The following is a 17,571-nucleotide window of genomic DNA, read 5'->3' on the forward strand; positions in this document are numbered from 1 at the left end:
TCCTTGGTCCGGTCGACGTAGATCTTCTCGTCGTTCGCGTCGATCCGGGTGATCGTGCCGGCCGGCAGGAGGACTTCCTTGCCGAAGATCCACGGGCCGGTGTCGACCACGATGTAAGAGGACCCGACCTCGTCGGAGTGCTTGTCGACCTTGCCGATGGAACCGTCGCTCGCCTCGACCTTGTATCCCGCCAGATCCGCACCGGCCAGACGGCCGGACGTCTCGCGGTAACCCCACACATTCTCAGTCATGCGAAAACAACTCCTCCGGTCAACGGGAAACGGGAGGGAAATGAACTCCCCGCCGACCTTCCCTTTTTCCGTACTCGGTACTCCGTACACAGCGGAACGTCCATGACGTCCTGACCACCGCTTGCCCCCGTTTTCCACTCACACACGTCGGGTGGGATCCGAATCGAGACGGGCGCCATCACCTTTACCTGCGATATCCGAATTCATCCGGCAACGCAAAACCACAGCGCGCGCGTGCCGACATGCCGGTGGCCTGCCACCCCCGGTTCGGGGGTGGCAGGCCACCGGCACACCACATCTCACCTGCGCCGCAACGATGCGGCTACCAGCGATACCATCGGCCGCTGCCGCTCTTCGGGCGGGCGACGAATCCGATCAGCCACAGTACGAGCAGCGCGATCGCAATCCACCAGAGAATTTTGATCGCGAATCCCGCACCGGCAAGAATCAGAATCAGCAGCAGAACAAGAAGCAGGGGAACCATATTTATCAACCTCCGAGCCCTCGCATGCCCACCCGTCGCCAGGCCATGCGTACGAATGTGAGGCGTTCGGCTTCCCGCTGCGGCCAGGAGGTCAGGAGGACGGCTGAGCCCGGACCGCCGGGACGCGCAGGTGGTCGCACACCTCGTTGCCGTCGAGGATGCGCGACCGGCGCAGGAGGTCGCGGGTGCCGCGCAGGTTCAGGGTGCTGTGCCAGGCGAGGCCCGGATGCCGCGCCCGCAGGTGGGACAGGGCCCGGGTGTCCAGGCCCGTACCGAGGAACCGCGGGTCGATGTCGACCGCCGCGATCACGGCCTTGGCGCACGCGAGGCACATCCGGTAGTGGACCTCCCCGACGACCTTGCGGACGTGGACGAGGAGCAGGACCTCGTCGCCGGTGCCGGTGTCCCCGGGGATGCGTGAGGAGAGCAGGTCGACCTGCTGGTAGGCGAGGATCCGGCGGCGCAGCCGGCGCAGCCCCCCTCCCCCGCCCGCGTGCCGGCCCGCGCCGGCCGGGGGCTCCTCGCGGGGCTGAGTCGTACGGGACAAGGTGCTCGTGGGACGCGCATGGTGTCCGTGCATGCCGCACGCGTACCCCCGCGTCGGCGGTACATGCTCCTGTCCGGCGCGGCCCGCCCTCACGAGGGCCTCGTCGCGAGGCCGGACTCCGGCCGGCCGCCGGTTCCGCCTGTACGGGTCGACCACGTCCGTGGCGTCCCGGTGGCCCTCGTGCACGGAAGCCGCAGGGTGCGTCGAGGCTGCCCGTCACAAGATCGGGTAGGCGGAGCCCGACATAGGTTCCTTTGGGGAATGGTGATCCGCTTGCTGGGTTTGACCGGGATAGACATGGTGTACGCCTGTGCGGGGCTGGGGGCTCTGTGCGCGGCCGTGCTTCCCACTGCCCTCGCGAAGCGGCCCCTGTCCTTGCCCATGGTGTTCCTGACCGCGGGGTTCCTGGTGTTCCTGCTGCCACTCGACGCGCTCCCGACGCTCGACCCCATCCGGCACCGCGGCGTGGTCGAGCACCTCACGGAGGTCTGCGCCGTGGTGGCGTTGATGGGCGCGGGTCTGGCCATCAACCGGCCGCCGGGCCTGCGCGCCTGGTCGACGACGTGGCGGCTGCTGGGCCTGGCCATGCCCCTGACGATCCTGCTCACCGCGGCCGTGGCGGGGTGGCTGGTGGGATGGCCGCCGGCCGTGGCCCTGCTGGTGGCGGCCTCCCTCGCTCCTACGGACCCGGTCCTGGCCGCGGAGGTACGCGTGGGAGAACCTACCGACGACGAGGACGACGAGGACGAGGTCCGCTTCGCGCTGACCAGCGAAGCCGGGCTCAACGACGGTCTGGCCTTCCCGTTCGTCCTGGCGGCCATCGCGCTGACCACGGCTTCGGCGACGGGCTGGTCCACCGACGGGCTCTGGCACTGGGTGTGGAGCGACATCCTGGTGCGCAGCACGGTCGGGCTGGCGGTCGGGATCGCTGTCGGACGGCTCCTGGGCCGGATGTTCTTCCAGGCCTCCTGGAAGGCACTGCGGCTCTCCGAACACCGCGAGGGCTTCGTGGCGCTGGCCGCGACCTTCACCGCGTACGGGCTGACCGAGCTCCTCCACGGCTACGGATTCCTCGCCGTCTTCGTCGCCGCCTGCACGATCCGCAACGCCGAGCGCTCCCACCGGTACCACCGGGTCATGCACGCCTTCACCGATCAGATCGAAAGGCTGCTCACCGCCGTCATCCTCTTCCTCGTCGGCGGCTACCTCGCCGACGGCGGACTCGCCGCGCTGACCTGGCGCGGAGCCGTTCTCGGGCTCGTGCTCTTCCTGCTGATCCGGCCGGCCGTCGGCTGGGCCGTCCAGATCGGTGGCAAGGCCGCAGGCAAGGAGCGGACCGCCATCGCGTTCTTCGGCATCCGGGGCATCGGGTCGTTCTTCTACCTCGCCTACGCCCTGGGCGAGGCCGATTTCGCCACCCCGGCCCGCGAGTTGTGGGCGGTGGTGACCTTCAGCGTGCTGCTGTCCGTGATCCTGCACGGCGCCGCAGCCACGCCCGTCACCACCCGGCTCGACCGCTCCGCCCCGGACGGACCAGGAGCACGACGCCCCGTCGAGCAGGATCACCCCGCCTGACGACGGAAGTTCCGCCGCCGAGGCGGAGCCTGAAATCACGGCGAAGTCCGCGCTCGTCGTCATCGCCCGCACGCGGCGCCGGCCCGCGGGTTACTTCCGGGGCGTGCCGGGGTGCGGCCTCAGCTCGAAGCCGCTGCGCGGGCGGGTGGGCATGCGGTTGAGGGGGATGGTCAGGTCCTGCGCGGGGACTTCGTACTCCATCCGCGCCAGCTCTGCGGCGATGGTCGCGAGCGCGGTCACGGTGATGTCCTCGCCAGGGGAGCGGTGGCCGGGGGCGGAGTACCGCTGGGGGTCGAAGCGGTCCGGGTCGAAGCGGTACGGGTGCTCGAACAGGGTCGCGTCGTGGTTCTGTCCGTACAGGTCGAGCAGGACGAGCGTGTCCTTCGCGATGTCCTCGCCCTTCCAGACCAGGTCGTGTGCCGCGAACCCCGCGACGAAGGGGGCGAAGGGGTAGAAGCGCCGGACTTCGTGGGCGAAGGCCGTGGCGTAGGTGCCGTCCGGGTCGGAGCGCAGCAGGTCGCGGTGGTGGGGCCAGCGGTGCAGGGCATGGGCGGCGAAGGCCGCGAACCAGGCGACCGCGACGGTCGGCCTGATGAGGTGCAGCAGTTCCACCGCCGCCGTGTGGACGTCCAGGAGGTTCCCGCCCGCCTCCCGGTGCCACGCCACCGTCTCCAGGGCGGTCTGCTTGGTTTCCGCCTCCGGGGTGAGACGTATCCCGGAGATCAGTGCGGCCATGGCCTCCTCCTGGCGGCGACGTGCCCGGCGGGCGCGCACGTGGCGGGGGCCCGGCGTGGCGAAGCCGTCGACCATGGCCGTGCAGTCCCGCGCCAGCCCGGCGACCTCCGCGTCGGAGAGCGGTACGCCCGCCCAGTCGCAGACGGCCTGGGCGAGCACCCCGGCCGCCTCGTGGAAGAGCACCACGGCGTCGCCCCGCCGGCGGTCCATCGCCTCGCGCCACCGCCAGCTGACGTGTCCGCCCAGGGTGGCCACGCCGGTGCCGTCCTTGAGGAGGGTGACGAACACGGCCTTGCGGATCGCGTGCCGGTCCCCGTCGAGGGTGTGCCCGGCTCCCTGGCCGAGCAGGGTGTCCAGCACGGGGTCGGGCAGGGCCCCGGCGCGGACGACGTGCTTCTCGTCGGAGAAGAAGGCCACCGCCTCGGGGCCCCGCAACGCGATGGCGGGGCGGCCGAGCAGCCGGGTCCTGACCGTGCCGTCGATCGTCCCGCGCATCCGGTTGGGGAGCCAGGCGTACCCGTGGGCCAGTAGGCCGAGCGTACCGTCGCTCCACCGGGCCGCGGATTTCTTGGAGGGCGTCATGGTGCGCGGCTACCCGCTGCCGCCGTACGGACACGCCCGGGCACGATCCGTAGGGCCGGGCCCGGGCGCAGGCGTTTTGGCGGGAGCAAACGGGTCAGACGTCTGGCGTGCGGACCATTGATCTCCGTTCGGTGGAAGGAGCGGCTGGTGGACACGGATGCGGTTCTGCCCCTGGATCTCGGAGCCCCGCGGGAGGTGCTCGGCGGGGTCGCCCCCGACGGGGGCCTGCCGCAGGACCACACCCAGGCGATCCTGCAGACCACGAAACGGGTGGCGGCCCTCCTCAAGGCATCGGGGCTGCCGTTCGCCCTGGCCGGCAGCGTGGCCGCCTTCGCCCACGGGCTGCCGGCGAACTTCCAGCACGACACCGATTTCTGCGTGCGTCCCGAGGACGCCGACGCGGCGATCGAGGCGCTGGCGGCCGGTGGGATCGCGATGCGGCGGGCCCCCGAGGACTGGCTGGTGAAGGGCCGTTCCGGAGGTGAGGAGATCGACCTGATCTTCGAGCTGGCCCGCCGCCCCGTCAGCGGTGAACTCCTGGAGCGGGCCGAGGCCAGGGTGGTCGACTCGGTATGGATGCCGGTCCTGGACCCCACGGACCTCATGGACAGCAGGATCGCCGCACTCTGCGAGCACTACTGCGACTTCGGCGACCTCCTCCCCATGGCCCGCATGCTGCGCGAGCAGATCGACTGGCCCCGCCTCTACCGTGACCACCGCGCGGATCCCCTGGCGGACGCCTTCCTGTACGCCCTCGAACGCCTCAAGATCATCGGCCGGACGGACCGCGGAGGGGACACGCCATGAGCTCGGAAGACTTCATCGAGTACCGCATCGCGCACCTGCGCGACCGCCTGGCCCGGGAGGACATCGCCGAACTCGGCCTGCGGATCGACGTGCACGGTGCGCACGCCGTCCTGCGGGGCAGCGTCTGCAGCGATGCCTGCCGCGAGGCCGTCCTGCGCGCGGCGGCCGAGGAGTTCGAGGACCTCCCCTGGCGGGCAGACCTGACGGTGAACCGTCCGCATCTGTCCCCCCGTCCGGAGGAGCTCTCGTGATCCGCGTCGCCGCCGTCGGGGACATCCACCTCGGACCGGACAGCGGGGGAACCCTGCGGCCGGCCTTCGAGACCCTCGGGGACTGCGCCGACCTGCTGCTGCTCGCCGGTGACCTCACCCGGCACGGGACGGCGGAGGAGGCCCGGGTGGTGGCCGGCGAGGTCGGGGATCTGCCCGTGCCGGTGGTGGCGGTCCTCGGCAACCACGACTACCAGAGCGACCAGCAGGACGCCGTGGCCCGGGAACTCACCTCCTGCGGCGTGCACGTTCTGGAGGGCAGCGCAGTGGTCCTCGACGTCGCGGGCCAACGGGTCGGCATCGCGGGCACCAAGGGCTTCTGCGGAGGATTCGCGGGGCGCAGCGGCAGCGCGTTCGGCGAGCCGGAGATGAAGGCGTTCATCCGCCTCACCCAGCGCTGCGCGCAGGGCCTCGAACGGGCGCTGCGCGAGCTCGGGGACCGCGGCTGCGACCTGCGGATCGCGCTGACGCACTTCTCGCCGGTGCCGGACACGCTGGCGGGCGAGCCCGTCGAGATCTATCCGTTCCTCGGCAGCTACCTCCTGGCGGAGGCGATGGACGGGGCCGGAGCCGACCTCGCGGTCCACGGACACGCGCACCTGGGCACGGAACACGGCATGACCGCGGCAGGAGTACGGGTGCGCAACGTCGCCATGCCCGTCATCGACCGGGCCTTCGCCGTCTACCACCTGACGCCGCGGTCCGCGGCGGAGCGGGAGCGCGACGCACAGCTCCTGAGGTGACGTGCCCGTCGCGCAGCGCTCCGGGGCGTTCCGGGGGCTACTTGGATTCGACGCGTCCGAGGGCGTCGGGTCCGGTGGTCAGGGCGTCCTGGGCGGTCTGCCAGGAGGTGTCGCCGGGGTGGAAGGCGGTGCGGAGGTAGGCGGCGGTGAGTTCGGCGACCGCCGCCACCCGGTCGGGGCTCTCGTCGGTGGTCTCGGCGCTGTCGTGGCCCTGGATGCCGCCCAGGAGGTGTTCGCCGTCGAAGACCGTGAGGAGCGTCTTGGGGCCGGGGGCGAGGTGGTAGGGGTCGGCGTGCCAGTCCGGCCCCATGGTCGTCCAGTGCTGGGAGTCGTCCTTGTCGCCGGCGACGACCAGCGCCGGGGTGGTCATCGTGGTGAGGTCGGTGGTGCGGAAGACCGGGGCGCGGGCCGTCATGAATCCGTCGAACGCATCGCCTCCCCTGCCGATGGCTCCGAGCAGGACGCCCTGGGTGATCCGGGGGTCGTGGGCGTTCAGCACCTCCCCGGTGTCGGGGTCGGTGGCGCGGGCACCGAGGAGGAGTTCGCCGGTGAAGGATCCGGCGGAGTGTCCTGCGACGGCGATCTTGCCGTGGTCCATGCGTCCGGCGAGGCCCGGGACGGCCCTCTCGATCTCGTCGAGCCGGTCGAGGATGTCGCGCATGTCCTGGGTGCGCGAGGCCCAGAAGAAGGGTGCTCCGGGCTCGTCGGCGACCTGGTGGGCGAGCCGGGGGGCGCTGAGGTGGTGGGGCTGGATGACGACGAACCCGCGGGCCGCCCAGACCTTCGCCAGGGGGAGGTAACCGTCGAGCGAGGAGAGTCCGTACGCTCCGCCCTGGCCGTGCGAGAAGAGGATGACCGGCAGGTCCGTGCCCGTCACGGGGGCGGAGATCCGCAGTTCGAGGTCGAGCGGCCGTCCGGGGACGGTCAGGGGCACAGGGCTGACCGAGATCACGGACGGGGCGGCGGGGTGGAGGTAGGTGTCGGCGATGGAAGTCCACTCGGGCATGCTGCATCTCCGTGTGCGTAGGCCTCGCCGCCCCTTGTGGGGCGGGCAGGGCGGTGGGAACGTACGGCCTCCCCTAGACTGCGAGGGAACCGGAACGTTGCTCCATTTAGAATACGGAGCATTGTTCCACTTCACAAACGCAGAGACGGGACGCCGCACCGGCGCCCAGGCAAAGGAGGACACCGTGCCCGGCACGGAAGAGACGAGGACGCCGCCGCCGGCCCAGCGGGCCGATGTCGTGCGCAACCAGAAGAAGGTGCTCGCCGCGGCGGCGGAGGTGTTCGCGGTGTCCGGTGTCGAGGCGCCGGTCCGTGAGATCGCGGCGAAGGCCGGGGTGGGGATGGGGACGCTCTACCGCCACTTCCCCACCCGGGCGGACCTCGTCGTGGCCGTCTTCCGCCACCAGGTCGAAGAGCTGTCCCAGGCCGGGCCGCACCTGCTGGCCACCGCCGGCTCCCCCATGGAGGCACTGCGCCGGTGGATCGACCAGTTCGCCGACTTCCTCGTCACCAAACACGGTCTCGCCGGCATCCCCCAGCCCGACGGCGGTTCCGCCACGCTCCACACCTACTTCCTCGACCGGCTGCTGCCCGTCGCCGAGGAACTCCTCGCGGCGGCGGCCGACGCCGGTGAAGCCAGGACCGACGTGCAGCCCTACGAGCTCCTGCGCGGGATCGGCAACCTCTGCATCGCTCCGGGCCACGACCCCCGCTACCGCCCCCGCCGTCTGATCGGACTGCTCCTGGACGGGCTCGCCCCCGCAGCACGGTCCTGACCCCTGCCCCACCGCCCGGACAGGGCGGCAGGACACCCGCTAGGGGGTGTCCTGCCGATCAGGCCGGATCAGGGAGCGGGGTCTGGTGCCGTGGATCGCAAGGCGGAGGAGGGAGTCGACGCGGAGCGTCGGCGAGTGACGACAACGCGGCGAGGCGCGGCACCAGACCACGCGAGCCCGGCCTGATCGGCAGGACACCCGCTAGGGCATGTCCGGAGAGATCTTGGCGGCGTGCACGGTGAGCCGGCCGATCCGGGTTTCGTGGCTGGTCGCCGTCGTGCTGTGGCCGGTGATCGAGTCCGGCCTGGCGTCAGTGAGGTACCACGTGGTGTGCGGGGTCGCCGAACCCGCCCTCATCTCCTCGATCTTGACGTTGAACGGCTCGGCGGAAGCCTCCGAGGGCAGGGCCCATTCCCGTGCCGCGGGCACGTCGGTGAGGACGCAGTCGTCGAGGGTGAGGGTGAGCACCTGCCCGGGCAGGCCGAGGTCTCCCTGGGGACCGAGACCGGTCACCTCGCCGCAGGTGAAGCGCTCCCCCCGGACGGTGACGTAGTAGCTGCTGGACACGTTCGCAACGGATTCGTTCATATCCACCGCCTGCCCGGCCCGCCCCCTCCCAGACATCGTGACGGCAGGGTTCTGCAGGTCCTGCGGGAGCCCCGCTCGGGACGCTGATGCGTGCGCCTTCACTTCCGCGGCCGCCGCCGCGGCCGCGCTTCCTTGATCTTGGCGAGGGCGAACCCCACGCCCTGGCTTACCGTCGGCTCGGCCGGTACGGCCACCTCTTCGGGGTTGGTCAGGACATCGAGCAGCACCGGCCCGGGGGTGTCGAAGGCCCGGCGCACCGCCTCGTGGAGATCGGCCGGATCGGTGACGCGGAGACCGGTGATGCCCAGGGCCGTGGCGACCGCCGCGAAGTCGGGATTGTCGAGCTCCGTGCCGAATTCGGGCAGACCGGCCTGTTCCTGTTCGAGCTTGACCATGCCCAGGCGCCGATTGTCGAAGACGACGAGCTTCACCGGCAGCCGGTGGGTCTTGATCGTCATGAGGTCTCCCAGCAGCATGCTCAGGCTGCCGTCTCCGCAGAAGGCGACGATCTGGCGATCGGGAGCCCACAGCTGGGCTCCGAGGGCCTGCGGCATGGCATTGGCCATCGATCCGAGGTTGTACGAGCCGATCAGCCGCCGGGTGCCGCGCATGGTGACGAAGCGGGAGAGCCAGACGGTGGCCATGCCGGTGTCGGAGGTGAACACGGCGTCCTCGCTCGCGTACGCGTCGACGGCGGCGGCCAGCGCCTCGGGGCGGATCTCGTGGTCGCGGTTGTCGAGCGCGGCCCGCAGCCTGCCGGTCCAGCGGTGCTCGTGCGCCGGGTCGGCGAGCCGCTGCTGTCCCTCGTTCCAGTGGGCGAACCGCTTCCTGGCGTCGTCCAGGTGCGTGCGGTCGGGGGCCGGTTCCAGGAGCGGCAGCAGGGCGCGCAGGGTGGCACCGACATCGCCCACGAGACCGACGTCGACGGGGACCCGTCGGCCCAGGTGTTCCCCGCGGGTGTCGACCTGTACGACCTTGCAGTCCTTCGGGTACCACTCGCGGTAGGGGAAGTCGGTGCCCAGCATGAGGAGGGCGTCGCCGTGTTCGAGCGCGTGGGCGGCGGCCGGGTTGCCGATCAAGCCGGTCTGGCCCACCTGGAAGGCGTTGTCGCCCTCGAACCCCTCCTTCGCCTTGAGGGTGAGCACCATGGGCGCGGCGAGGAGATCGGCCGTACGGAGGACCTCGGCACGGGCGTCGCGGGCACCGAGGCCGACGAGGAGGGTGACGCGGCCGGCCGCGTTGAGGAGTTCGGCGGCCGCGGCGAGGGCCGGGTCGTCGGGCCGGGTGACGGGGCGGTCGAGGGCGAAGCGAGTGGGACGGTCCTCGCTCAGCTCCTGGCCGCCGAGATCTCCGGGGACGGTCAGGACGGCCACTCCCCCCTGGGTCACGGCCGCGCGCACCGCGGACTCCAGCATGCGGGGCATCTGGTCCGGCGAGGTCACGGTGGCCCGGTAGACGGCCACGTCGCGGAAGAGGAGGTCGTTGTCGACTTCCTGGAAGTAGTCGCTGCCGATCTCGGCGAGCGGGACCTGGCCGCAGATCGCGAGCACCGGGGTCCCGCTCTTGGCTGCGTCGTAGAGCCCGTTGAGGAGGTGCACGGAGCCCGGCCCCACCGTGCCCATGCACACCCCGATGGTTCCGGAGAGCTGCGATTGCGCCCCGGCGGCGAAGGCCGCGACCTCCTCGTGCCGGCAGCCGATCCAGTCCAGGCCGTCCGTGGTGCGGATCGCGTCTGTCAGGGGGTTCAGGGCGTCTCCGACGACTCCGAAGACCTGCTTGACCCCCAGTTCCTTGAATGCGTCGACGATGACGTGTGCGACGGTGCGTGCCACGGGATGCCTTCCGGACGGGACGGCTCCCGCGGGGCGGGTGCCGGCTTCGGTGGGGTTCAGGGGGCAGCGGGGTGGGACGCCCCGGAGCTCCGGGGAGCGAAGTGGTCCGGGTCCGCTGCCTGCCAGTCGGATGCCGAGTCGGCGGGTGCTGATGCGAGCAGCTGTCCGGGGGCGAGCCACGTGTGGAGGTCGGCGTAGGAGCGGACGGTGTGCGGGTCCACCCGCTGGAGCAGCATGTGGGGTCGCAGCCCGCTCGGGTCGTCGACGCCCATGGCGGCCATGATCTGGAGGGCGCTCTTGACCGTGGCCTGCTGGTAGCGCCTGACCCGCTCCGACTTGTCACCGACGTCGACGGCGCGGGCACGCCGCTCGTCCTGGGTGGCGACCCCGACGGGGCACGTGTTCGTGTGGCAGCGCTGGGCCTGGATGCATCCGACCGCGAACATCATGGCCCGGGCGGCATTGGTGTAGTCGGCTCCCTGCAGCAGGCGTTTGACGAGGTCGGCGCCGGTCGCGATCTTCCCGCCGGCCCCGATCCGGATGCGGTCGCGCAGTCCGGCGCCGACGAGGGCGTTGTGCACGGTCATCAGCCCCTCGCCGAGCGGCAGGCCCACGGTGTCCGCGAACTCCAGCGGCGCCGCCCCCGTGCCGCCCTCCGCGCCGTCGACGACGATGAAGTCCGGCGTGGTGTCCTCCTCGACCATGGCCTTGCACACGGCGAGGAACTCCCGGCGCGATCCGACGCACAGCTTGAAGCCGACGGGTTTGCCGTCGGCCAGCTCGCGCATCCGGGCCAGGAAGCGCACGAGCTCGCGCGGGGTGGAGTACACCTGGTGGAAGGGCGGCGAGATGACGGTCTTCCCCTGCGGGACCCCGCGCACCCGCGCGATCTCCTCGGTCACCTTGGCGCCCGGCAGGACGCCGCCGATGCCGGGCTTCGCGCCTTGGCTGATCTTCAGCGACACGCACTTGACCTGTTCGTGAGCGGCCTTCTCGGCGAACTGCCGGGCGTCGAAGCCGCCGTCGTCCGTACGGCACCCGAAGTATCCGGTGCCGATCTCCCACACGAGGTCCCCGCCCGGTCGCAGGTGGTATTCGGACAGCCCGCCCTCACCCGTGTCGTGGGCGAAGCCGCCCAGGTGCGCTCCCGTGTTCAGGGCGAGCAGGGCGTTGGCGGAGAGGGAACCGAAGCTCATCGCCGACACGTTGAGCAGGGCCATGTCGTAGGGCCGGGTGCAGTCCGGCCCGCCTATCCGCACCCGCGGCGGATCTTCGCCCACGGGCCGCGGTGCCATCGACGGGACGAGGTACTCGCTGCCGGCCCGGTACAGGTCGAGTTCGGTGCCGAAGGGTTCCTCCGCATCGGTGCCCTTGGCGCGCTCGTAGACGATGCTGCGCGTGGCGCGGTCGAAGGGGCGCCCGTCGAAATCCCGCTCGATGAAGTACTGCTGGATCTCCGGGCGCAGCGCCTCCAGAGCGAAGCGGAGGTGGCCGAGCAGCGGGTAGTTGCGCAGGACGGCATGCCGGCGCTGCACGAGGTCGTGCGCGGCGAGCAGCGCGAGGAGGAGCAGGGGGACGGCGGCGGCCGACCACCACGGCGAGACGAGGAAGGCGGCGGCCAGGGCCCCCGCCGCCAGCGCGCCGAGCAGGGCCACGAGAAGTGTCTTGAGCACGCCGCGCTCCTGCCCTGAAGGCGGGGCGCCAATCCGGAAACCTCCGGCGGCGCCCCTGGAGAGCAAGGGGCCGGTGCGCTCTCCCGTCGGCTACCCCGTGCCGTGTTCCCCGGGCGCGGCGTGCGCCCCCGGCGCCGGGGCGGGGTGGCCGTCGGCGGCGGCACCCCGGCGGGTGGCCGCGACGTCGGTGATGTCGAGGAACACCTGGTCCAGTTCGGGCCAGCGGCCGCGCACCTCGCTCCGGATCCGTACCATCGCGTCCTCCAGGGTCTCGCTGTCGTAGCCCGGCGTCAGGTCGATGCGGGCGGCCGCCATGACCGAGTCGGGTGCCATGCGCATGGTCAGGAGGGCGGTGACGGTGTCGATCTCGGGCTGCTCCAGCAGGAACGCGCGCACCTGCCGCTGGACGGCGGGATCGGCCGCCTCCCCGACGAGCTGCGTGCGGGCCGCCCGGCCGAGGGTGTAGGCGACGTAGACGAGCAGGATCCCGATGAGGATGGAGGCGCAGGCCTCGTACGCGATCTCCCCGGTCGCCATGTGCAGGGCGATGCCGGCGATCGCCAGGAGCACGCCGACGCAGGCGGTGGTGTCCTCGGCGAGCACGGTCCGCAGGGCCGGATCGTGGCCGGCCTTGATCTCCGCGGCCATGCTGCGCCCCCCTTGCCGGGCGGCGCGACGCACCTGGAGCACGGCCCGTACGAGCGAGGCTCCCTCGGCGGCCAGGGAGATTACGAGGACGGCCAGGCCGATGACGTAGCCGTGGCGGGTCTCGTTGCCGCCGGAGCGGAAGGCCTCGATTCCCTGGAAGACCGAGAAGCAACCGCCGGTGACGAAGATGCCGACGGCGGCGAGGAGGGACCAGAAGTACCGTTCCATGCCGTAGCCGAAGGGGTGGCGCGCGTCCGCGGGGCGCCTGCTGCGTTTGAGGGAGGCCAGCAGGAAGACCTCGTTGAGGCTGTCCGCGATCGAGTGGGCCGCCTCCGACAGCAGCGCCGGGGAGCCCGCCACGATCCCGCCGATCGCCTTGGCCACGGAGATGGCGAGGTTGGCGGCGAGGGCGACCCACACGGTCGTGCGGGTCTCGGTGTCCTGGCCGTGCGGACCTGCCTGCCGGCGCTCGTCCGTCCCGCTCATCCGCTGTGCGTTTCGGTGGAGGACCGGGCGGAGAGCGGGGTGGCGATCGACTCCAGGGACCGGCCCTCGGCGGCGACCGCGTAGAAGACGGCCACCACTCCGGCGGCCACCATCAGGGCGGCGCCGATGCAGAAGGCCAGGACGGCGTCGGACACGACCCCGCTGGAGGTCAGATTCGCGAAGAGCAGCGGGCCCGAGATGCCGCCCGCCGCCGTGCCGATGGCGTAGAAGAAGGCGATCGCCATCGCACGGGTCTCCATGGGGAAGATCTCGCTGACGGTCAGGTAGGCGGAGCTGGCTCCGGCCGAGGCGAAGAAGAGCACGGCGCACCAGCAGGCGGTCATGGTCACGGCATCGAGACGGCCGGCGGCGAAGAGCCATGCGGTGCCGAAGAGCAGCAGACCGGACAGGATGTACGTGCCCGAGATCATCGGTCGTCGTCCGACCGTGTCGAACAGGCGCCCCAGCAGCAGCGGGCCGAGGAAGTTCAAGAAGGCGATGACGGCGAAGTAGTAGCCGGTCACCCCGCTGGACACGTGGAAGAAGGTGACCAGGATGGAGCCGAAGCCGAAGGTGATCGCGTTGTACAGGAAGGCCTGGCCGACGAAGAGGGACAGGCCGAGTACCGCGCGGCGCGGATAGGACCGGAAGACCGTTTTCGCGATCTCGCCGAAGCCGATGCTGTGGCGCTGGGTGACGGTGATGGGCTGCTCCGGCTCGGGCAGTTCCTGGCCCTTCTCCGCTTGCACCTGCCGTTCCACGTCCGCGACCAGGGCTTCCGCCTCTTCGGCCCGGCCGTGGATCATCATCCAGCGGGGACTTTCGGGGACGTGGCGCCGCACCAGCAGGATGACGAGGCCGAGCACGACGCCCAGGGCGAACGTCAGCCGCCAGCCGACCTGTTCGGGGAAGATCTCCGTGTTCAGGGCCACGACCGACAGGAGGGCCCCCGCGACGGCGCCGATCCAGAAGCTGCCGTTGATGATCAGGTCCACCCGGCCGCGGTAGCGGCTCGGGATCAGTTCGTCGATCGCCGAGTTGATGGCCGCGTACTCGCCGCCGATGCCGAAGCCGGTGAGGAAGCGGAAGAGGAAGAACCACCAGGCGGAGAAGGACACGGCGGTCAGCGCGGTCGCCGCCAGGTAGACGCCGAGCGTGATCAGGAACAGCTTCTTGCGCCCGTAGAGGTCGGTGAGGCGGCCGAACACGAGCGCGCCCGCGCAGGCGCCGGCCACGTAGAGGGCGGCCGCGAGGCCGGTGACCTGCGCATCGGTGATCGAGAGCCCGCTGCCGTCCTCGGAGATCCGGCTCGCGATGCTTCCGACGACCGTGACCTCCAGTCCGTCCAGGATCCAGACCGTGCCCAGCCCGATCACGATCATCCAGTGCCACCTGGACCAGGGCAGCCGGTCCAGCCGCGCCGGCACGCGGGTGGTGACGGTCTCCGTCTTTGAGTCGGCGTTCTCCAGCATGCCGGGACGTCTGCCCGGCCTCCCGGCCGCAAAACGGCGAGGTTCACCGGGCTCCGGCGTCTCCACGAGCGGGTCGGCGGCGATGCCCGGCTTCGCCCGACGATCGGCTCATCCACAGCAGCCGGCGGAGCACGATCTGCCGGCTGCGGTCCGCGCGCAGGCCGGGTCGGCGGGCCGGCGCAGGGGCTCCCTGGACCGATGGGAAACAGCCAACTCCGCGACGATGGAGGCGTGTTGGGTCCACCGTCGGTCGAGCCGTGTGCGCCCTGCGGGACGGTTCCCGATGTCATCATGGGCCGTGGGTGATACGAGGCTGTCGGCCGTGACCGGGGCCCGGCGAAGGGCGGGGGCGGACCGATGGGAGTGATCGTCATCGGTGGCGGCGCGGGCGAGGCGGACGGGCCCGGTTTCGGTGAGGTGCTGCGTGGTCACCGCCGCGCGGCGCGGCTGACGCTGGAGCAGCCGGCCGAGGTCTCGGGGGTCAGCGCCGCGTTCATGGCCGACTCCCAGGTCCCCTGGGGCGTCGACGCCCTCGACGGTGCGGTCTGCGAACCGGCCTGGCAGACCAGGCCGTCGTGGTACCTGGTCGCCACGGACGACCGCATGATCCCGTCGGCCGCTCAGCGCGCCCTGTCCGAGCGGGCGGGTGCGACCGTCACCGAGACCCCCGGCAGCCACGCCGTCTACGTCTCCCGTCCGGCCGTCGTGGCCGCCGTCATCGCCCAGGCCGCCCGCGCCGCCGGCTGACCCCTCCCCCGCCCGCCCCGGCTCGCACCGTGACGAGCCGGGGCCGAGCGGCCGAAAGGCGCCCCTGGTCAGCTCGTTGTCGCGGCCGTACGATGCGTGTGCCCGGTCGGACCGGGTGACAACTGAATCGTCGTGTGGCCAGGGGGAAGCCGGTGTGAATCCGGCGCTGACCTGCAACCGTGTGGGGCGTCCGCGCCCCGAGTCGGATAGCCCGCCATGCGGCTCGTACCGTCTCCCACTGTCACGGACTGCAGCGCGGAGCCTTGAGTCGCCGACTCGCCCCAGCCTGCTCCCGCCCCCTCGGGAACCGGTGCTGCCGGGCGGTGCCGCAGCGGCGGGGCCCGGCTGCACCGGCCCTGCCCGAAAGGCACCCCATGCGCCCGCACCTCGTCCGTCGCTCCCTCGTCACGACGGCCGCCCTGGGACTCGCGCTCGCCACCGCGCCCGCCGTCGCCCACGCCAAGCCGGCACCGCACACGAACGCCCCGGTCAAGGTCGGCCTCACGGTGCAGGGCCCCAACGGGCTTCTGTTCAAGGGGAAGATAAAGACAAAGGGGCACGACGTGACCACCGCCACCGGCGGCACGCACCCGTGCGACGGCACGAACGGCGGCGCCAACCCGAGCGCCGTGCCCACGCCGACGGCCGCGCTGGACGACGCCGCGAAGAAGAAGCACTTCACCTGGGACGGCACCTGGTACGCCTCGTTCGATGACTTCTCCGTGGACACGATCAAGAACGTCAGCGGCGGCGGCGCCGCCTACTGGAGCATCTCCGTCAACGGCACGCCGACCCCGGTCGGTGGCTGCCAGTTCAAGCTGAAGGCCGGCGACGAGGTCGCCTATACCTGGACCTCCTTCTAGCCGGCGGTGGCGGGTGCCGCCTCCGGCCCGGGACGGGTGCTGACCCCGGTGAGCCGGGGTCAGCACCCGTGGGGATCAGGCGCCCCAGCGCAGGGCGATCGTGTCGCCCACGTTGATCACCTTGTTGCGGGCGGCTCCGGCGAAGGCCGAGCCGTCGACGCTGACCTTCCAGATGTCGGAGCCGCTGTTGGCCTTGCCGTTGACGTTGGTGATCGTGCCGGTACCGGAGGACGGGGTGACGCTAGTGACGCAGCCCGACGGGGTGGCACTCGTGGTGGCGGCGTTCAGCACGTCGCCGAGGGTGGCGGTCGTACCGGTCGGGGTGAAGGCCACCGAGCAGACCTTGAGGCCGCCGGCGCCGTCGTCGACGGTCAGGGCCAGCTTGGTGGCGGTGCCGGCGGTGAAGCCCGACTGGGCGACCCACTGCGGGGCACCCGGGGTGACGGGGACCGGCGGGGCGGTGGTGAATCCGCCGCCGACGACGGCGCGCAGTGCGTCGATGGAGGCGTAGGCGGAGGCCGAGGTGTCGGCGGGCTTGTACTTGAATCCGCCCGCCGGGTTGTACTGGTTGGCGATCAGGAAGTCGATCGGGGTCTTGCCGTTGGCGGTGAGGAAGTCACCGGTCTGCGGGTCGATGCCGCAGGCGTTCAGGCCCGCCACCCCCCAGCCGTTGGAGCTGGTGTTGACTCCGTACAGGGAGTTGAAGGCACCGGTGGTGGCGACGAGCTTGCCCTTGAGGAAGTTCTTGGCCTGCACGACGTCCGCGTCCGTGTTGAGGACGCCGGAGACGCACAGGGCCGCCATCGCCGCGCCCGTCATGTCCACGTCGCCCGCGGAGTTGAGGACGGTGGGGTTGCCCTCGGCCTTGTTGTAGGTCCAGCCGCCGTCCACGTGCTGGTTGGCGCGGATCCGGGTCACCATGGAGTCGGTGAGCGCCTGCGGGATGCGGTGGGCGCCGCCCTGGGTCTTCGCGCCGCGCAGTGAAAGGGCCGCGAAGACCGTGCCGTTGAAGTTTCCGGACGGGCTGAAGTAGCCCGCCTCGGCCGTCTGCCAGAAGGAGTAGATGTTCGCGACGAGGTTGCGCGAGGCCGAGACGCGGGCCGGGTCGATGCCTGCCGCGTACGCGTTCAGGGTGCCGCGCTCGTAGTCGGTGACCACCGGGGAGGCCTGCGGCCAGCCCGCCGTGGAGAGCAGGTTGCGGTAGACGGTGCGGGCGTTCTTCGTGGTGTCGCCGCCCGGGTAGACGTCGGCGACGGCCGTACCGGCGGCGGCGAAGGCGCTGAACGCCCACTCGTTGGACAGTCCGGACCCGGCGTACGAACCGTCCGCGGCCTGGAGCGACTTGAGGTAGGCGACGCCGTTGGTCTTCGACGTCGCGATCTGCGCCGGGCTGGAGGTGGCGAAGGCGGGCAGTGCGGTGAGGACGAGGGCGCCGAGCGCGGCGGGCACCGCGAGCGCGAGGCGGCGGAAGGTACGGGGACGGGACAT

General features: G+C 71.4%; 18 protein-coding genes and 1 riboswitch. Of the genes, 7 read left to right on the forward strand and 11 right to left on the reverse strand.

All coding sequences use genetic code 11. The annotated features are described in order from the left end of the window. The 3 genes from ACIA8F_RS24685 to ACIA8F_RS24695 all read right to left on the reverse strand — a co-directional run. A partial coding sequence (locus tag ACIA8F_RS24685; RefSeq protein WP_399381874.1) for a PRC-barrel domain containing protein occupies positions 1 to 251 on the reverse strand: 251 nt, incomplete at its 3' end. A 322-nt stretch (positions 252 to 573) separates the two neighbouring features. After that, on the reverse strand, positions 574 to 735 hold the full coding sequence (locus ACIA8F_RS24690; RefSeq protein ID WP_399381875.1) for a hydrophobic protein: 162 nt from the start codon (positions 733 to 735) through the stop codon (positions 574 to 576). A 91-nt stretch (positions 736 to 826) separates the two neighbouring features. Then, positions 827 to 1,282 (reverse strand): hypothetical protein, encoded by a 456-nt coding sequence (locus ACIA8F_RS24695; protein WP_399381876.1) that lies wholly within the window; start codon positions 1,280 to 1,282, stop codon positions 827 to 829. Between the two features lie 297 nt (positions 1,283 to 1,579). Between ACIA8F_RS24695 and ACIA8F_RS24700 the strand changes: the two genes are divergently transcribed. Continuing rightward, entirely contained in the window at positions 1,580 to 2,857 is a 1,278-nt protein-coding gene (locus tag ACIA8F_RS24700) for a cation:proton antiporter (RefSeq protein WP_399382040.1), read from the forward strand. Positions 2,858 to 2,947: 90 nt separating this feature from the next. Here the strand turns inward: ACIA8F_RS24700 and ACIA8F_RS24705 are convergent, their stop codons facing one another. Beyond that, positions 2,948 to 4,174, reverse strand: a complete 1,227-nt coding sequence (locus ACIA8F_RS24705; protein WP_399381878.1) for a cytochrome P450 — start codon at positions 4,172 to 4,174, stop codon at positions 2,948 to 2,950. A 147-nt stretch (positions 4,175 to 4,321) separates the two neighbouring features. Between ACIA8F_RS24705 and ACIA8F_RS24710 the strand changes: the two genes are divergently transcribed. From ACIA8F_RS24710 to ACIA8F_RS24720, 3 genes are read left to right on the forward strand one after another with little or no spacing between them, the layout of a single operon-like run. Continuing rightward, the gene (locus ACIA8F_RS24710) at positions 4,322 to 4,981 is read left to right on the forward strand and encodes a nucleotidyltransferase family protein (protein ID WP_399381879.1); all 660 of its coding nucleotides are present in this window, start codon (positions 4,322 to 4,324) and stop codon (positions 4,979 to 4,981) included. Further along, the gene (locus ACIA8F_RS24715) at positions 4,978 to 5,232 is read left to right on the forward strand and encodes a hypothetical protein (protein ID WP_399381880.1); all 255 of its coding nucleotides are present in this window, start codon (positions 4,978 to 4,980) and stop codon (positions 5,230 to 5,232) included. The genes ACIA8F_RS24710 and ACIA8F_RS24715 overlap by 4 nt, the downstream gene beginning before the upstream one ends. Further along, positions 5,229 to 5,993: a metallophosphoesterase gene (locus tag ACIA8F_RS24720; RefSeq protein ID WP_399381882.1), complete on the forward strand. Its 765-nt coding sequence runs from the start codon at positions 5,229 to 5,231 to the stop codon at positions 5,991 to 5,993. Before ACIA8F_RS24715 ends, ACIA8F_RS24720 begins: the two co-directional genes overlap by 4 nt. Positions 5,994 to 6,030: 37 nt before the next feature. Here the strand turns inward: ACIA8F_RS24720 and ACIA8F_RS24725 are convergent, their stop codons facing one another. Beyond that, positions 6,031 to 6,999, reverse strand: coding sequence for an alpha/beta hydrolase family protein (locus tag ACIA8F_RS24725; RefSeq protein ID WP_399381883.1), 969 nt, complete (start codon positions 6,997 to 6,999; stop codon positions 6,031 to 6,033). Positions 7,000 to 7,183: 184 nt separating this feature from the next. On the opposite strand from ACIA8F_RS24725, the gene ACIA8F_RS24730 reads away from it, so the two are divergent. Next, positions 7,184 to 7,774, forward strand: coding sequence for a TetR/AcrR family transcriptional regulator (locus ACIA8F_RS24730; RefSeq protein ID WP_399381884.1), 591 nt, complete (start codon positions 7,184 to 7,186; stop codon positions 7,772 to 7,774). Positions 7,775 to 7,975: 201 nt separating this feature from the next. Here ACIA8F_RS24730 and ACIA8F_RS24735 read toward each other — a convergent pair whose 3' ends face one another. From ACIA8F_RS24735 to ACIA8F_RS24755, 5 genes are all read right to left on the reverse strand, one after another. Continuing rightward, a complete protein-coding gene (locus tag ACIA8F_RS24735; RefSeq protein WP_399381885.1) occupies positions 7,976 to 8,362 on the reverse strand; it encodes a hypothetical protein in 387 nt (128 codons plus the stop codon). Between the two features lie 98 nt (positions 8,363 to 8,460). After that, complete coding sequence (locus ACIA8F_RS24740) at positions 8,461 to 10,194, reverse strand: thiamine pyrophosphate-dependent enzyme (protein ID WP_399381887.1); 1,734 nt, start codon at positions 10,192 to 10,194, stop codon at positions 8,461 to 8,463. Between the two features lie 56 nt (positions 10,195 to 10,250). Continuing rightward, on the reverse strand, positions 10,251 to 11,867 hold the full coding sequence (locus ACIA8F_RS24745; protein ID WP_399381889.1) for an FMN-binding glutamate synthase family protein: 1,617 nt from the start codon (positions 11,865 to 11,867) through the stop codon (positions 10,251 to 10,253). A gap of 90 nt (positions 11,868 to 11,957) precedes the next feature. Continuing rightward, complete coding sequence (locus ACIA8F_RS24750; protein ID WP_399381890.1) at positions 11,958 to 13,001, reverse strand: cation diffusion facilitator family transporter; 1,044 nt, start codon at positions 12,999 to 13,001, stop codon at positions 11,958 to 11,960. After that, the gene (locus ACIA8F_RS24755) at positions 12,998 to 14,473 is read right to left on the reverse strand and encodes an MFS transporter (protein ID WP_399381892.1); all 1,476 of its coding nucleotides are present in this window, start codon (positions 14,471 to 14,473) and stop codon (positions 12,998 to 13,000) included. Before ACIA8F_RS24755 ends, ACIA8F_RS24750 begins: the two co-directional genes overlap by 4 nt. A 357-nt stretch (positions 14,474 to 14,830) precedes the next feature. On the opposite strand from ACIA8F_RS24755, the gene ACIA8F_RS24760 reads away from it, so the two are divergent. After that, a complete protein-coding gene (locus ACIA8F_RS24760) occupies positions 14,831 to 15,220 on the forward strand; it encodes an alpha/beta fold hydrolase (RefSeq protein WP_399381894.1) in 390 nt (129 codons plus the stop codon). 96 nt (positions 15,221 to 15,316) lie between these two features. Beyond that, a riboswitch (cobalamin riboswitch) is annotated at positions 15,317 to 15,454 on the forward strand. A gap of 140 nt (positions 15,455 to 15,594) precedes the next feature. Next, the gene (locus ACIA8F_RS24765; protein WP_399381896.1) at positions 15,595 to 16,083 is read left to right on the forward strand and encodes a DUF4430 domain-containing protein; all 489 of its coding nucleotides are present in this window, start codon (positions 15,595 to 15,597) and stop codon (positions 16,081 to 16,083) included. A gap of 75 nt (positions 16,084 to 16,158) precedes the next feature. On the opposite strand, the gene ACIA8F_RS24770 is transcribed toward ACIA8F_RS24765, so the two are convergent. Further along, on the reverse strand, positions 16,159 to 17,571 hold the full coding sequence (locus ACIA8F_RS24770) for a hypothetical protein (RefSeq protein WP_399381897.1): 1,413 nt from the start codon (positions 17,569 to 17,571) through the stop codon (positions 16,159 to 16,161).

This window comes from Streptomyces sp. NPDC051563 (assembly GCF_044454225.1).
Lineage (GTDB): Bacteria > Actinomycetota > Actinomycetes > Streptomycetales > Streptomycetaceae > Streptomyces.